15 protein-coding genes are annotated in these 16,299 nt (G+C 45.6%); 6 read left to right on the plus strand and 9 right to left on the minus strand.

Annotated features, from left to right (window positions below; all coding sequences use genetic code 11):
* Window positions 1-7 precede the first annotated feature (7 nt).
* The 4 genes from ACJJIP_RS01750 to ACJJIP_RS01765 form a co-directional block, all read right to left on the minus strand.
* On the minus strand, window positions 8-424 hold the full coding sequence (locus ACJJIP_RS01750) for a VanZ family protein (RefSeq protein ID WP_444946109.1): 417 nt from the start codon (window positions 422-424) through the stop codon (window positions 8-10).
* Between the two features lie 380 nt (window positions 425-804).
* A complete protein-coding gene (locus ACJJIP_RS01755) occupies window positions 805-1,674 on the minus strand; it encodes a delta-class carbonic anhydrase (RefSeq protein WP_282952380.1) in 870 nt (289 codons plus the stop codon).
* Window positions 1,675-1,863: 189 nt separating this feature from the next.
* On the minus strand, window positions 1,864-2,529 hold the full coding sequence (locus tag ACJJIP_RS01760; RefSeq protein ID WP_020414457.1) for a replication protein P: 666 nt from the start codon (window positions 2,527-2,529) through the stop codon (window positions 1,864-1,866).
* Window positions 2,441-3,763, minus strand: coding sequence for a DnaT-like ssDNA-binding domain-containing protein (locus ACJJIP_RS01765; protein ID WP_020414458.1), 1,323 nt, complete (start codon window positions 3,761-3,763; stop codon window positions 2,441-2,443). The genes ACJJIP_RS01760 and ACJJIP_RS01765 overlap by 89 nt, the downstream gene beginning before the upstream one ends.
* A 203-nt stretch (window positions 3,764-3,966) precedes the next feature.
* Between ACJJIP_RS01765 and ACJJIP_RS01770 the strand changes: the two genes are divergently transcribed.
* From ACJJIP_RS01770 to ACJJIP_RS01785, 4 genes are all read left to right on the plus strand, one after another.
* Complete coding sequence (locus ACJJIP_RS01770) at window positions 3,967-6,210, plus strand: heavy metal translocating P-type ATPase (protein ID WP_020414459.1); 2,244 nt, start codon at window positions 3,967-3,969, stop codon at window positions 6,208-6,210.
* Entirely contained in the window at window positions 6,210-6,578 is a 369-nt protein-coding gene (locus ACJJIP_RS01775; RefSeq protein WP_020414460.1) for a cupredoxin domain-containing protein, read from the plus strand. Before ACJJIP_RS01770 ends, ACJJIP_RS01775 begins: the two co-directional genes overlap by 1 nt.
* Before the next feature lie 199 nt (window positions 6,579-6,777).
* Entirely contained in the window at window positions 6,778-7,635 is an 858-nt protein-coding gene (locus tag ACJJIP_RS01780) for a DUF417 family protein (protein ID WP_020414461.1), read from the plus strand.
* A gap of 851 nt (window positions 7,636-8,486) precedes the next feature.
* Complete coding sequence (locus ACJJIP_RS01785) at window positions 8,487-9,995, plus strand: multicopper oxidase family protein (RefSeq protein WP_157533603.1); 1,509 nt, start codon at window positions 8,487-8,489, stop codon at window positions 9,993-9,995.
* Window positions 9,996-10,269: 274 nt separating this feature from the next.
* On the opposite strand, the gene ACJJIP_RS01790 is transcribed toward ACJJIP_RS01785, so the two are convergent.
* The 4 genes from ACJJIP_RS01790 to ACJJIP_RS01805 all read right to left on the minus strand — a co-directional run bounded on the left by ACJJIP_RS01790 (window position 10,270) and on the right by ACJJIP_RS01805 (window position 12,656).
* The gene (locus ACJJIP_RS01790) at window positions 10,270-10,800 is read right to left on the minus strand and encodes an ester cyclase (RefSeq protein WP_282952386.1); all 531 of its coding nucleotides are present in this window, start codon (window positions 10,798-10,800) and stop codon (window positions 10,270-10,272) included.
* Between the two features lie 49 nt (window positions 10,801-10,849).
* Entirely contained in the window at window positions 10,850-11,098 is a 249-nt protein-coding gene (locus ACJJIP_RS01795; RefSeq protein ID WP_020414464.1) for a DUF6868 family protein, read from the minus strand.
* Window positions 11,099-11,194: 96 nt separating this feature from the next.
* On the minus strand, window positions 11,195-11,605 hold the full coding sequence (locus ACJJIP_RS01800) for a GNAT family N-acetyltransferase (protein ID WP_282952387.1): 411 nt from the start codon (window positions 11,603-11,605) through the stop codon (window positions 11,195-11,197).
* Between the two features lie 439 nt (window positions 11,606-12,044).
* The gene (locus tag ACJJIP_RS01805; protein WP_020414466.1) at window positions 12,045-12,656 is read right to left on the minus strand and encodes a TetR/AcrR family transcriptional regulator; all 612 of its coding nucleotides are present in this window, start codon (window positions 12,654-12,656) and stop codon (window positions 12,045-12,047) included.
* Window positions 12,657-12,833: 177 nt separating this feature from the next.
* On the opposite strand from ACJJIP_RS01805, the gene ACJJIP_RS01810 reads away from it, so the two are divergent.
* Entirely contained in the window at window positions 12,834-13,871 is a 1,038-nt protein-coding gene (locus ACJJIP_RS01810; RefSeq protein WP_444946110.1) for an MBL fold metallo-hydrolase, read from the plus strand.
* 42 nt (window positions 13,872-13,913) lie between these two features.
* Window positions 13,914-14,708: an SDR family NAD(P)-dependent oxidoreductase gene (locus ACJJIP_RS01815; protein WP_444946111.1), complete on the plus strand. Its 795-nt coding sequence runs from the start codon at window positions 13,914-13,916 to the stop codon at window positions 14,706-14,708.
* Between the two features lie 402 nt (window positions 14,709-15,110).
* Here ACJJIP_RS01815 and ACJJIP_RS01820 read toward each other — a convergent pair whose 3' ends face one another.
* A complete protein-coding gene (locus tag ACJJIP_RS01820; RefSeq protein WP_353375628.1) occupies window positions 15,111-16,013 on the minus strand; it encodes a copper resistance protein B in 903 nt (300 codons plus the stop codon).
* Between the last annotated feature and the right edge of the window lie 286 nt (window positions 16,014-16,299).

The following is a 16,299-nucleotide window of genomic DNA, read 5'->3' on the forward strand; positions in this document are numbered from 1 at the left end:
TTCGTATTCAAATGTACTTTTCTCTTCTTTGTAAGAGATTAACCGTAATGTTCGCTATACCTATACCGATAAGATCAGCTGCTAAATCAATGAAGTCAAAGGTTCTGGAGGGGAGGAAGGCCTGTGTGACTTCTTCACTTAAAGCAAAAAGAAATACTGCTATCGCCCCATAGTAAATATGTATGGAGCCCAGACAGTAAAATTTTTTCCTTGAAGACAGCGTCAAGATTAATGTAAGTGTGCCAAATAATACTATGTGCCCGATTTTATCCCCGTAGGGGATAGCTCTCACCAGTTCAAAAAATATACTGCTGCTGCCTGTGTTAGCTAGGTAAATTACCCACAAAATAAAGCCAAAAAACAATATGGTCGATAAAGCTAATATTTTTTGCATATGGATATCACATAGGGGCTCGGTATCCATAAAAATAACATACAGAAAGTTAGGTGGCTATATGGTTAACTTGTCAAGGCTTTGCATGAAATTTCTTTCGTAAAGAAAGTAAAATTACTTCAGTGTCATTTTGCTGTGTATAGATACAGTGTTTGTCATATGATTTTTGATTCAGTTTGTCGGTATGCCGTGGTGAATGCTTCTCCAAATCGATATTATGGGATGATGATTTTTAAGGTGAGATTTAATAATTTATAAGTTGTATATGTTGGAAGGTGTTGGGGGCGAGCGTATTGAATTAGGGTGTGGCGTAACACATTTCCAGACTCTGGTTGCTTATTTTAGGAGTGCTTATTTAAGTAAGCACTCCCTAGGCTAGAACTATAGATATTCCGGTGCTTTGAACAAGGTTATGGATTAACCCCAGAAAGAAGGTCTGGATTTGTAATAAGATTTCTTACGCCGTGGGCATGATCTTCATTGAATACATTTTCACGGCACCAATTGTCTACTGATTTAATATTGACCTTTGCAACACGAGGCCTGACGCTCCAGGTTACTTGGAAAGGAGAACCTTGTTCATTATATCCAGGGCCAGTTGTTGAGCCTGGATATTGAATTGGCAGTCCGGTGTTAGCTGGAATATTTACTGCTTGATGAAACCCTTTATGCTCTCCGAGCTTTGTCAGTTCTCTGAAATCAAGGGCATTGTGGTCATTCACCAGTACGTAAACCTGAGCTTCAACCCGTAACTGGGGGTTCCTGACTGAGTCATTCAGGCAGGCGCCCAGGGAGGGGCCAGGTATGGTTTTGGCAGATGAATGAACATAGTGAACTTCAATGGTATCACCTGGGCGCAATCCGCCATGTTCACTGGGGCAAATATCTTGATTGATAGCTGCTAGCTCAGCCGCTGATAGGCTTCCGGAAAATTTAAAGCCAGTGTCGTATCCAAGGCCATTTCCATTCCCAGCAAAGATAGTAAATTCCCCTCCTTTATGTTCGGCATTTTTATGAAAGTGGATATTACAAAGATTCATGCTGGAGTAGGCAGGGGCCAAACTAAAAGAAATGGTATTCCTACCTTCAATGAGGTCAATATCGCGGGGAGATTGGGGTCCAAAACCTCTTCCTTGTGTGTTCTTTGCCAGGTTTGCACGTTGATGTGCAACATCTTCATCAGAAATACTGGTGAGGTTGTGAGAATGGTCCGTGACTGCAAAGGTTTGGAGTGGCAGGAAAGATGAGATAAGGATGGGTAGTAAGATTTTTAGTTTCATTAATGGGTCCTTTTTAATGATCCTTAAGTATCTTAGGAATACTTTCCTCTAATTATTATTGAGGGATTTTGGTGTATCTAAATGTTAAATTCTAAACAATTTCTTCTGTTATCTTTTTAGGAGAATGTGGAGCCAGAAGTTGCCGCCGACATGGATTTGCCGGCTTACTAAAAATATCCTGGTCTTAGGTCAGATTCCCAGTTCCGCGCGTAGCTCCGCCATTTTTTGTGCATTTTCTTCCTTGGAGAGTGGGGTGCCGGGCTTTTCCTCCAGCTTCAACTGCTCCGGGGCCGGAAGCTTTTCTCCCTCTAACACTCGAGCACAAAACTTGCGATAGTGCTCTGCAAATACGGAGTAGGCTACGGATTCGGGATTATTGGCGAGGAAGAACCAATTAGACTCGCGTCCGGCATGATAAACTGCAGGGTGGCTCCACCTGTGATTGGTTTTTGGACTGGGAGCATTGCAGGCTTCACGGTAAGCCGCGCGGGATTCCGGTAGGCCATTTTCGCCGGCGGCACAGAGCTGCAGCATTTTGTGCACTGTGGGCAAGTATTCGCTCTGGAGGATCGCACGCTTTGCGCCTTGCATAATGTCTTCGGGGGCAAATGAGAGTAAAGCTTCCAGCCATAGGCGCTTGGCATGGTGTAGAGTTTCTGTGTCCGGGAAGGCAGCACTGAACTGGTTATGATAGTTTAACTTAAACAGTGCGAATACTTCGTTGATTGCACGCTTCTTTTCGTTGACTTGTTCCTGGCTCTGTCCACTACCAGTTTGTGTCTGTGAGTATGTCGCCGATTGATCGGTCGCGGGTGCGCTGGTTTGCGCTGCTATTGGAGTCTTGTGGGTTGCCATAAGAGTTTCCTATTGCCAATTTGTTGCGCTCCGCCCACTGGTGGCGTGCGTGACGCACAAAAACGGCGTCCCAGCTTTTGCGTGCGGCGTTTTGGCCGCGCCAGTAAATAATAAATTCCGCTACTAGCGACAGGGCAAAATCTCGGTCGATCTCGCATTGATTCACCAGGTGACTCAGACAGTCGCCCCCAGGTTGCCAGTTGCGTGGAATAGGTTTGGCCACAGGGTTTTTCTCAATACCCTGGCAGTAGTAGGCCCACTCCTCTCGAGCGTATTCAATAAACAGCTCCCCCCAGCGTGCGCTGTGGCCACCTCGCTCAGTCCATTTATAGATAAATTCTGGCAGTAGCTCTGCGGCAAAGCGCGGATTAATGGCCAGGCGTTGTAACTGCTCCCAGGTATGTTCACTGGGTTGCCAGTCACGGGTCATCGCGGTGGGTTTACGCTTTTCAATAAATGGGGTTTCCTGCTTTTCCCAGTCTTCCATGATCCAGTCATTGAATTCCAGATCCCAGGATATGGATTGTTTGCCACTGGAGCGGTGGTAATCGAGGAAACGCTGCAGGCCGCGGCTGACAAATGTACTGGGCACACCCTCGTCGGCCAGTTTTCGCAAGGTGTCGTTGCTCGGTTGCCAGTTATCCGGCAGGGCTTGCTTGCGTTGAGCGGTGGCGCGAAAAGCCTCCCACTTGCCTTTAACCTGGCGTAGGAATAGTGAACCAAAGGAGTGTCGCGGCTCGGCGCGTTCACGCCAGTAGGTTACAAATTCCGGTAACTGCTCGCGCACAAAGTGTTCGGGGATGCCCAGCTGGCTGATACGCGCCATGGTCTCTGCATCGGGCTGCCAGCCTGGTGCAATAGTATTGGCACTGCGGCTCGGTGGGATTTGGACCTGGGGAGTTGGCGGTGTCGCTATAGGGTGTTTGTATTCTCCCGGCAGGGCAAATTTCAGGATTTCGCTACTGCCAAAAGGGGCAGCACCGAGTAACAGTGCACCCTGGTTACGCAGGCTGGTAGCTACACGCTGGATATCCGCTGCTTGCCAAAAGGGTAGTAGCAGGTATAGCTGTTCTCCCTGTGCTGTGTACCAATCCCGCCCCCCATAAGGCTCCAAGGGTAGGAAAGGCGTCAAGTCGCCGAGCGCTGTGAGCAATACAGCCTCCTCCAGGCCAACGGTTGCAGCCAGAGTCGGTGAGATACTCAGGGGTCTTTCAGGGAGCAGGGGGTGTTTCATGGCGCGATAATAACACCCCGGAGAAGGGCTTGCGCGGCCTTTGCACTCGCCTTGTGCGTAGCTCCAAGTCTTTGAGCAAAACACTAAGCTGAAGATTGGCGGCCGAACCCTATAAAAGAAGGGATTGCTGGCGCAAACTGTTGCCTTACCCTAGCGGGAAGGTTGTAACTTTGTCGCCAGAAACGGTTTTGAGGGAGAGCAATATGGCCAAGAAGCAGCATTCAGCACAAATGGTGTTCCGCCTCAGCGGCGTGAGTTGCGCCGGCTGTGTAAACAAGATCGAAGGTGCGGTACGGCAAGCTGGTGGTGTAGAGGATGCCAGGGTAAATCTTGCTGACAAAACCCTTATCGTTCACGGCAAAGCAGAACCTCAGACTTGTATTGAGGCGGTGCGTTCCGCGGGCTATGACGCCGAGATAGCAAAGAGCAGTGAGCGTGATCAGCGCGCCGAGCAAAGAGCCCACGAACAGCAACATTATCGCCAGCTGTTGTGGCGCTCAGCCTTCGCCTTGGGGGTGGGCGTACCGCTGATGGCCTGGGGTCTGATTACCGATAAAGTATCTGTGAACACCCTCAATGAGCAGCTCGCTTGGGGTGCAACAGGACTGATTACCCTGGCAGTGCTGGTTTTCTGCGGCGGTCATTTCTTTAGTGGGGCCTGGAAGGCGCTGCGCCACCACGGTGCCACTATGGATACCTTGGTTGCATTGGGTACTGGTACAGCCTGGCTTTTCTCGATGATGGTGGTGCTGGTTCCCCATCTGTTGCCAGAATCTGCTCGCCATGTGTACTTTGAGGCCAGTGCCATGATTATTGGCCTGATCAGCCTGGGACAGGCCCTGGAAGTGCGGGCCCGTGGGCGCACCAGTGCCGCGGTGGAAAAGTTGCTGGAACTACAAGATGTATCGGCTCGTGTGTTGCGAGATGGTAAAGAGGTAGATCTCCCGATAGAGCAGGTACAGGAAGGTGACCAGCTGCGTGTGCGTCCGGGGGAGAAAATTCCTGTGGATGGCCGGGTTCTCGAGGGCAAAAGCTTGGTGGATGAGTCTATGCTCACCGGTGAGCCGGTCCCGGTAAAAAAAGACGAAGGGGATAGCCTGACAGCAGGTACTCTCAATAAAAACGGTAGCCTGCTGTTTCTTGCGGAAAAAGTCGGAGCCGATACACGCCTTGCGCAGATTATTGAAATGGTGAAAAACGCCCAGGGGTCGCGGGTACCCATCGCACGCCTGGCCGATAGAATTTCTGCGATTTTTGTACCGGTGGTTATGATTATTGCTGTTGTTGCGGCTCTCATCTGGTTTAACTTCGGCCCAGAGCCCCAAGCTGCCCATATGCTGGTGGTGCTTACTTCGGTATTGATCATAGCCTGCCCCTGTGCCTTGGGGCTCGCTACTCCGCTATCCGTAATGGTGGGAGTGGGGAAGGGCGCTGAAAATGGAGTGCTGGTACGCAATGGTAAAGCTTTGCAACAGTCCTGTAATCTGGACGTCCTGGTTGTTGATAAAACAGGTACCCTTACGGAAGGCTCACCACGCCTTACCGATATCGAATGCAATGGTGACAGTGATGAATTACTGCAACTGCTCGCGAGTCTGGAGCAGGGCTCTGAGCACCCTCTGGCTGAAGCTATAGTCAGCGCGGCCCAAGAAAAAGAACTGCAGCTGCAGTCTCCCAGTGACTTCCACGCAATAACTGCCCACGGTGTGACAGGGATTATTTCTGGCAAGAAGGTGCTGCTCGGTAACAGCAAACTAATGCACAAAGAAAATATACCCCTGGCTTCCTGGCGGAGCCGAGCTGATACCTTGGCTGAGGCCGGGCGTACAGTAATGTACGCCGCAGTGGACGGAGAGCTGCAAGGCATAATTGCTGTAGCTGACCCTATTCGTGATGATGCTCAAGCAGCCATAGAGCGCCTGAGCAAGCTGGGACTAAGAATCGAGATGCTGACTGGTGATAACAAAGGGAGTGCAGAGGCAGTCGCCAAAAAGCTGCAGATCGATAGAGTTCATGCAGATCTTTTACCGGAGGATAAAGAGCGCATTGTCGCCGAGCTACAAGAAGGTGGTGAACGTGTGGGCATGGTAGGTGATGGAATCAATGATGCGCCGGCGCTGGCTCGTGCAGATGTGGGTTTTGCTATTGGAGCAGGTACCGATGTTGCAATTGAGAGTGCAGATGTCACTCTGATGCGCTCATCGTTACACGGCGTTGCCAACGCTGTAGAGCTATCCCGTGCGACCCTCCGCAATATCAAGCAGAACCTGTTTGGTGCCTTTATCTATAACACACTGGGCATTCCTATCGCCGCGGGGGTTTTATACCCAATAACTGGAATGCTACTAAGCCCGATTGTGGCGGGAGCTGCAATGGCATTTTCCTCGCTAACTGTTGTTAGTAATGCAAATCGCCTGCGCTTTTTCAAACCTTCGGAGGTGCGCTAATGGGAGCGATACTCGTTAATCTGGTGGGATTGCTGCTCATTGTTGGCATTGTCTGGTGGTTTTGGCTAGGACCAAAGCGCAAAGCCAACAAAGCCATGCCCACCGCAGATAAGTTGCAAATACTGGTCAAAGATGGGGTATATGAGCCAGATCATATTCGCCTTCCGGCGGGCCGAGCTGCAACCTTGCACTTTCTTCGCGAAGATCCGAGTCCCTGCTCGGAGTGGGTGTTATTTCCAGACTTGGAAGTCAGCGCTGAGCTTACTCTGCACAGGGATACTCCGGTTATATTGCCGGCAGCAAACCCTGGGGAATATCCATTTACCTGTCAGATGCAGATGTACCGAGGCACCCTGATTCTGGAGTAGGCTCAGTTGTGACTAAGCCTGGCTGCTAAGTCAAAGTGAAAGACGTTGGAGTTGTAATAATTCCCGAAGTCGTGACGACAACTGTAAGTAAGTTCCTTCAAAGCATCTGCCATCAGGCTGCTCCTGCTGGCAAGGCATAAGGAATGGGAGATTGCCGTAAGGCGGCTCCTTGAAAGTTTAATTACTTCCAGGTCATTGAATGATGAATATTTGTTTGCGGAAACTACCATTTGCCCTCCTGGCTATTTCCTTCGCATTGCTCGCAGCCGCGCTTTTCTCCGGTCAGCAGGGGGGGCTGGGATCCATCATGGCATTTTATGGTTTCGAAGGAGGCGCGGGACTTTCACGAATTGCCACCGCTGTTGCGATAATCTTCACCATAGCTGCCCTACTCTCTGTGCTATCTATCTTTATAGAAAAATTTATCCTGCCTTTGGCGCTCTTGATCATCGCACTATCCATAGTGCCCCTGCTGAGCCTTTTTGGCAGCACACACTGGATTGACGCACTTGGCGGTTTTCCAGCTATAGGTTCTGGGCAGGGAGTCATAAAATATTTTTCCCTGATCGTAATAGGACTGACCTGGCTCGGCTATAAATCTGCACCTTCAAGGAAATATATATGGCTGAATTTTCTACCAGTTGGCTTGGTTCTATTGTGGATTGGAGGAATGAAATTCACCGCTATAGAGGCCCAAGGTATCGAAGGGCTGGTGAATAGTTCCCCATTGATGTCCTGGTTGTATAACTTTTTCAGTGTCCAGCAAGCATCCAATATTATTGGCGTTTATGATCTGCTTGCCTTGGTTATATTGGCTATAGGTATTCATGTTAGGGCACTCTTCTGGCCTGGAGTATTACTTTGTGGGGCTGTTTTTGTTACTACCCAAACGTTCCTGCTTAGTTATCCCGGGAGCTGGGAAAAACCGTGGGTTCTAGCATCCAGTGGAATTTTTATCATTAAAGACCTTTGGTTTATTGCGAATTTGATCATTATGATCAGTTTCAGGCACCAGATATGTCAAAATAATCAAGCTGTAGAAACATCAAAGGAATAGTAATTTGATGAAATTAATGTTTACTTTTACAGCGCCGTAAAATTCAAAGATGGAACCTGGTCGCAAGGATGCAGAGCCAATAATGTAGTAAGCAGATATTCTCAAATTAAGTAGCCAGGGGAAATTTTTCTAGGTTTCTTAGCCGAATAAAATCTCAACAATTCATTTATGCATATCTTTTAACTGAAATAATCAGCCTTGGAGTTTGATTCTGAAAGTAAAATTTATAAGTATTGTGAATAGATTCTGTTGTTTTGTTCGCAAAGGTAATCAAGACTTCGGTATGCTTGGTCTTTCTCTATTCAGATTAAAAGATTTTTTGTTCAAGGCTATTTTTCTTTAGATGACCACCTATTGGTTACTTAAATCTCAGTTGTTGTTGCTGATGATTGAGGATCGAATGAAGCTAATCCCTAACTCTGGATACTGTTCTCACTGGAGCCGTATGGCGCGCCGGTATGAACCGAATAGAGGTCGTAATTGGGATATGCCTAAGATAAATTGTAAGTTTTGGAGAAAGGCTCCTTGATGGGGATTTTTTACACTCGTAATTAGATCGGCTAAAGCGTAGATTACTTCTCTTGCCTGTTTCATTCCAGGCTTATATAGATGTCATTCTTTGACAGACACTCAGTGGCCTACACTGAACTCTATACTTGGATAAGTTGATCCCAGGCTGGGATACTATATAGAGAACTTTTTTCCAGAAGTTATAACCAAGAGAGCGGTTATATCGATGATGCTAGTGTATTAATATTTTCTATGCCTTTAAAAGGATTTGAGGCGATACCGTGAATAATCGAAAGAATATCTCTTTCTTAGAGCCGCTGGTAAACCCACCGGTATATTCGATGAGTAAGGCAGATAGGAATCTACGTGTTGAATTGGATGTTCAGTACGAAGAGAACAATGTCTTCAGTTTTTACAAAAAAAATGAAACTCCTGTCTGGACACGTGTATTTTCATCTTCAATCACCCGGGAAGCTGGGTTTACCCTTACTGGGCCGACCATTGAAATACGCCCCGGTAGCCATCTGACAATTCAAACCAATAACAAGCTGCCACCTGAAGAGGAAGAGGGTGATTCCGGAATGATCAATTTTCCTCATGAATTCAATACTTATAACCTGCATACACACGGACTTCACGTTTCCCCAGAGTCTCCAGGTGATAATGTTTGTATGAAAATTCCGCCGGGTGAAAATTTCACCTATGAATATGATATTCCAAAAAATCACCCGCCCGGCCTCTACTGGTATCACCCTCATAAACACGGCTCTGTCGCGATACAAGTCGGAAGTGGTATGGCTGGTGCCTTAATTGTACGTGACGATTTTGATGATGAACTGGAGGCGATGGGTGTTAAGGAATATGTATTGGTATTTCAAAATATTGCGGTAGATGAAAAAGGAAGAGTGGAGGACCAACATCAGGTTGCCAAGTTCCCCGACAGTGAATACTGCATTACTGTGAATGGTCAATATTGCCCAGTGATACATGCGACGGTGGGAGAGTTACTGAACTTGCGTCTCCTCAATGCAACCACTCGCACGTCAATAGACATAGACTGCCCTTGGTTCGCGCAGATGTACATTTACGGCTTTGATGGGAATCCCACAGAAGACTACCGCCTGCAGGATGGCGTAAGTTTGGGTCCCGCGAATCGCGCTTCCTTGTTTCTCAAAATTAGTGAGGCTGCAACGCCCGGTGCGCATTTCTATGTATATAATAACGCCATTGAATTTCAGCAGATGCCGCACTACAAGTACCACAATAATAGCCCGTTGTTTGTTATCGCGATTGAGCAGGGTGAGGAGATTGGTACTGCTATTTACGCTCCCAGCAAGCCTCCGTCAAGGTGTGCTCCACCTCCATTTCCTGAGAGTTTTAAGGTTGATCTTTTAAAGCCTATTACAGATGATGAGATCACTAATACACGGCGATTGACCTTGCAGGCCAATACGCTGGATGATCCGGATAAATATTTCCGTGGTCTAAATGTAAGTATTGATCATGCGCCATTTGGTGGTTGTGATGTGGTAAACCACTATGTTGAGTTAGATGCGATAGAGGAGTGGACTCTGGTCAATGAGAGTGAGTTTCCTCACCCGATACATATTCATGTCAATCCTTACTATGTTATTGAAGTGGTAGGTGAAGACCCGATGCACCATACACTGAAGCTGCCATTCTGGTGCGATACTTTCCAGGTGCCTCCACATGGATATGTAAAATTTCGAACCCGTTTTAAAGACTTTACGGGTAAATACCCTTTACACTGCCACCTGCTATATCATGAAGATGGCGGTATGATGCAGCATGTGAGAGTTGTAAAGGACCTCTCAGAAGTAAAGAAATAAAATTTTCTAAGCCAGAGGGTGCGAGATTCTTAGCCTTAGGTAGTGTTATTTATGACTCTACTTCATCAATGAACAAAATCTACCGCAGAATTTACCAGTAAATTGGGGGGTGCATTTTATGATTTGAAAATAGCTCTCTATATAAAATAAATAATATCTAAAAGAATATTAAGATAAAAATATAGGCTAGGCTCAATGCTCAACTAATACACCTGGAAAATTTAGATAAGCAACATCTATAACATGAAATGAATGGGTCGCAAATACTGATTTTTTAGGAGCCATCAAAAAAAGGATCCGGCAAGGCTGGATTTCTGATTTTTGCTACGGCATCTGCGCCAACAACCGGAAGACCTTCTGGGTTTAATAGGCCAAGCTGGACCAGAACACTTGCCTGGTCCCACAGAATATGCTCGTAAGCTACCTTGTCATTTTCAACGCCCACAATAACAATAAATATTACTTCAACTCGCCTTCCGGTTGGTTCAATTCCCGGTAGCATGTGGTCCATCTTTATAGTATGAGTGAATGATATGATCAACTCATCGACGAGTCGCTCTTCGCTGTATGTTCTAGAAATAGTTTCGAAAGTAACATCGGGTGGAAAAAACTGCCCTATAAGATGTTTGGAGTAAAATGTACGGATGCTCTGAGGGCCCTGACCACCTAGCATGGTTGGTATATTTACGATATGAGGATTGGGCGCCATAGTGGACAGGGTTCCATCGAGATCGCCGGCAAGTTCAGCCTGTACATGCTTGTCGAATATCGCGTCAAGTTTTGACTTTAGGTCTGTGGTAGGCATTTTATTGGTTCTTGAGGTTTAAATGAAATTTGGCAGTTTGTTTGGATAATTACTGACCCATAATTTTCAGAGCGATATATGGCGCCACGATAAATACCAGTGTCACGATTTTGTAAATACTCAGGAAGTCAAAGTACTTGGAGTTCAACTCCCCAGCCTTTAATCTAAATAGCTTACTATGAATAGAAGATAACCACTTATTCATAAAAGAAATAACTATTGTTGCCAGGAGAAGGTAGGCAATATTGATTATTGATGCCCAGCCAAGTAATTCTGTTAACTGTGGAAGTGTAATCATAGCATCGTCCTTGTCATTGCTTCATTTTTTTCGTATTGGTGCAATAAATAGAAGCTATCCGAAGTGAGGCTCAAAAAAGGTAGACAGTAGGGTGGCTTATTGTGCTTTATTACTCATTAGATATTCAATATGTCCCGTATATTTATCTAGCTGTTCCTTTATTGGTAGGAAACCTTGAGAGAGATAAAAATGATAACTGGGTGTATTTTCTTTATAGACGGAGAGTGTCAGATGAGACCGTTGAGACTTTGCATGAGACAGAAGTTGCTTTCCTATACCTTGACCCTGGACGTGTGGATAAACAAAGATTGCAGCCAATGAACTACCATTGAGGGAATAAAACCCAGCTACTTTTCTGTCTCTCTCAAAGACATAGGTTTCTGAGTTTGGGATATAGATATCGCGCATATCTTCCAGCTGTGATTCCCAGAACTCAGAAGAGATAAATCTATGTGAATTGATCGAGGCTGTTAACCAAATATCTAAAATGATGTCCAAGTCACTCAATTTGTACTCTCTGATCATATATGTCTATTCCCTTTGTTCGTAGCAACTTTATATCGAATACATAGGCCGTATCTAAGTTTATTAATCTAGTAGTGGGTGGAGTAGGCGGCCTTATCTAGGTGAAATGCTAATACATTTTTCCCATTATGAATTTTAGGGGCTTCTAGATTTATTTCATGAAAAGGCTGATTTTAACTATTGATATCAATATCTTATCTTCCCGTTGTTCTTAACGAAATAATTCTCATAATCAATTTATATCTCGGGAAACTTCCAGTGCCACATTTATATTGAAGCGGGTTTCTGCCATAGCGCCTGCTCTTGCTTCAATAGCGAGAAACTAAGCCACTAAAATTTTTACGATTAGTGGGTTAGATAATTTCTATAGGCGGACCCAGGAGGAACTAAGTGCTTTCATTGATATTTAACACTATACCTTTTAAGCTCGATAATGACTCAAAAACATAGCTGTAGTGCGCTCGGCCAGAGCTTCTTGCTCAGTAGGGGTCGGTTGGCCAGAAAGCTGGAGCAGCTGTGGCCAAAAGCAACTTCCCTTTATCAAATTGTGTATCTGGCCGCTGGCGATCTCTAGATCCAGCTGCCTCAAACGGCCATCGGCTAAAGCAGATTTTATCCAGCGCTGTACGCCGGTTTCATTAGCTTTGAACTTTTCCATCTCTTTGCGCAGGGCTTCCGGTTGGTGGAAAAAGTAGTCGAAAGCCATTCGGTTCAATTCAATATACTGGGGGTTGCAGATGGTTTTAATCTCCAGCTCGAGCAGGGCGCGCAACTGTGTATGGAGGTCGCTGTTCGGATTGTATTCGCAGCCAGGGGGTTGGGTTGCCTGCTGCCAGAGTTCGCCAATCAAAAACATAACCAGCGCTTCCTTGCTGGCAAAGTGATTGTATACAGTGCGCTTGGATACTTGAGCACGGGCTGCCAATTCATCCATGCTGGTACCCTGAACACCGAGTTCCTGAAAAGCTTGTTTAGCGGCATCAATAATGGCCTGGCGCTTCAGCTCACTTCTGGTTGGCTTCTTTTCGTTCATATGACTCTCGGTACTTCTGATTGCACTAGGAAATCCGCCTGGCGGTGAATCTTACTTCACAATTAATTTTACACTAATTAGTTTACTTTTGTATCTGTCGGCAATAAACTGCACTGTATAGTTTACTTGGTGGTATCTATGAAAAAACACTGGTGGTTATTATTAGGAGTGGTAGGTATGTCCGTTGGTCTGTTTAACAGCTGTGCTACTCAGCCGAATAAGTTTCAAAACTCAGAAGTCGACTATAAAGCCGGGATGGGTAAGGTTGTTGAGATTATCGGTGCCTACATTCGCTCAGAGAGGGCTGCGCCGTTACCGAAAGCGCCCCTTCCACTGCAGCCGATTACAAAGGAAGTACTTACCAGTAACGAGAATCAGCCTACAGTCTATCGTTTGGGACACTCATCAGTACTGATCCGTCTCGATGGAGAATACGTGCTTACTGACCCGGTATTCAGTGAGCGAGCCTCACCAGTGCAGTGGATGGGACCGAAGCGTTTTCACCCGCTACCTCTGTCTCTGCAGGACTTACCAGCACTAAAAGCCGTAATAATAAGCCACGATCACTACGATCATCTGGATAAAGCCAGCGTGCGTATCCTGGATGAGAGAGTAGAACGATTTCTTGTTCCCACGGGGGTTGGCAATTATTTGCGGGACTGGGGGGTTGCATCAGACAAGATTACCGAGCTTGACTGGTGGCAGTCATATGCTGTTGGCAGCTTGCAATTTACTGCAACTCCGGCTCAACATTTTTCCGGACGCGGCCTTACTGACCGTGATAAGACTCTGTGGGCCAGCTGGGTGATTGCCGGGCGCGATGCCCGAATTTTCTTTAGCGGTGATAGCGGCTATTTCAGTGGTTTTCGGGAGATAGGTGAACGCTTGGGCCCGTTTGATCTGACCTTGATTGAAACTGGTGCCTATAACGATCTGTGGAGTGAAATTCACATGATGCCGGAAGAGAGTGTGCAGGCTCACCTGGATCTGCGTGGTCGCGCTATGGTGCCCATCCATAACAGTACTTTTGATCTTGCCCTGCATGATTGGTTTGAACCTCTAGAGCGAGCGCTAGCTGCTGCAGAATCCCATGGGGCGGCGATCCTGACCCCCATTATTGGTGCCCCGGTTGATGTGCGTATGCCGGCTCCGACTCTTCCCTGGTGGAGGAAGTTTATTGCAGAAGGACAGGTAGAATTGGTTGTGCAACCATGATTATGGCAATTCAGTTGAATTTCTTACAAGGGGAACATACAGATGGATAAAAAAGTTGTATTGATAACCGGCGCCTCCTCTGGTATCGGCGAAGCCTTTGCTTATGAATGTGCAAAGAAAGGCGCGAACCTCATTTTAGTTTCCCGTAACTATAGGGCTTTATCGGAGATAGCCAGGAAGATTGAAGGGAAATATTCAGTTAAAGTGGATATTATTGAAATTGATTTAAGCGTGGAAGGTGCCGCACAGAAACTATATATCGAAACCCAATCGCGGGGATTGGCAATAGATATCTTAGTCAACAATGCAGGATTCGGTAAATGGGGGAATTTCCAAGACTTTGACTTGAAGACATACAGAAGTTTACTTCAGCTTAATATTAATACCTTAACTGAGCTATGCTATTTATACCTTCCTGAAATGAAGTCAAGAAATACAGGGGGGATTATCAATGTGGCTTCCAGTGCAGCTTTAATGCCAGTACCCTATGCAGGGGTTTATTCTGCATCTAAAAGTTATGTGTTAAATTTCTCAGAAGCTCTACATAATGAACTGCTTGGAACGGGAGTCACTGTTACCTGCCTCTGCCCCAGTGGAACCAAGACAAATTTTGCTGAGGTGGCAAATAATAAGGTAAGCGTTGATGAAAATTTATATGAAACCGCTGAGCACGTTGCTCTGGTTGGAATCAATGGATTCTTGGCAAAGAAAAGTTATGTGCTTTCGGGTAAGCAAAAGTGGACGCTTGTTTTACTTCCTAGACTATTGAGCCGAGCGATGTTGTTGAAGCTATCGGGCAGAGTGTTTAAAGGTATTGTAAATAACAAAAAGGCTTAGCTTTTAAGGATTATTTTGATAGCGGTATTATAGGTTTTTTTGGGTTTCCAGCAATTGATGACTTTCGTTGCTTGGAAGCAAATCGCGCGCAGGTTAGAGACGCGTAATTTCCCTTGCCTTAAACTGTCAAAGAAAAAATACAATGGCGAAAATCACTGAAGAGTTCCCGCGGTAGGATACAGCATCGGAGTTAGAGAAATATTTAAGGTAGATTAGAGCGTCAATTGGCTGTCTGTATTCTGGTCTATTGATTTCCTTTGGGTACCCTTAAAAGTTCTTCTTACTAGCAACTTAGTGTGGGGCGGTTTGAGTTGATGCTGGGATATTCGTGAGGATGAGATTTTAGAGGGCTTATTGGTTTAGCGTAGATACTAGGCATTCGGAGAATAGTACTCTTCGGCCTTATAGCCAAGCCCTAAATCCAAGAACCCATACAGTATCGTATACCATTTCTCCTTCTTCGCGTTCAAAGTCAGCCGTATTACCGGCATTTCGATATTGATGAATGCCAATATAGGGGGAAAACTTGGGGTGAATTTCATAACGTAAGCGCACGCCGATTTCTATTTCGGATAGACCAGAACCGCCGTCCACACTCGCATCATTTTGCCCAAAGAAATCTAGCTCAGCACGTGGTACTAAGCTCACTTTTTCTGAAATTTTGAACGTATACTCCCCTTCTATACGAAGGGCTGTGCTACCACTTCTACCAAAGAAAAGTACAGCATCCATTTCGAAAGAGTAGGGCGTTTCGCCAATAACTCCAATGGCAAACCAGTTACGGCTGGTGTTCTCTAACTGAAAATCATGGCGTATTCCGGTAAGAACATTCCAGTTGGCAGAAACTGAGCGGCTATAAACTCCCCATAATTCATTTTCATCAGTTTCTCCATTGGTGCGTTCATAATCAACCTCTATTGATATCTTACTTTCATCTGTGCCATAGCTGAAGTCACCTTCGATGGTGGCTCCGTTATTGCCTTGTAATTCGAATTGGTCAAGACTGAGCTTGGCTATCGGCTTGTCTTCTCTTATGTTCGTATCATTCAGTGTGGAGCGGTACTGGATAGAGTGATGTAAATCTCCTTGAGACTGTCCTTTGGCAGGCTGCATTCCTATTAGTAATAAAAAAATAATTACTGGTGTTATTGGTGCTTTATGTGAAAGAGGTTGTCTTATATCTTGGCAGGACTTCCATATGAGGGTCAGATATCTAGTTAAATCTACGGTGGTGAGTGCAAAAAAATCTTTGCAAAGGTGTGATGAAGGAATATGGCACTGAGCTGTAGGATTGAAGTGCGACACCTTTAGCCCTTTTTAACCTCATTTTGTCTGATATGGAATTTTCGTTCATCCACCGCAAAAGATATTTATGACGCTGATAATTTACAGATTTTAGGTTTGTAAATTGTAGGGAATTAATAATGATTATAAGTATATTGCCTGTCTAAACTCTCGATTTTACTGAGGTCTGTCTGTTAATCCACTATGAGTAAGAAAATGTCGTGTATTTAAACTACCATGATGAATTATTTAGAATGTCTATTGAATTTTCTCGACGAACAGTAGTTTGTTGTGAAAGAAATTATTG

It is taken from the genome of Microbulbifer variabilis (genome assembly GCF_052467165.1).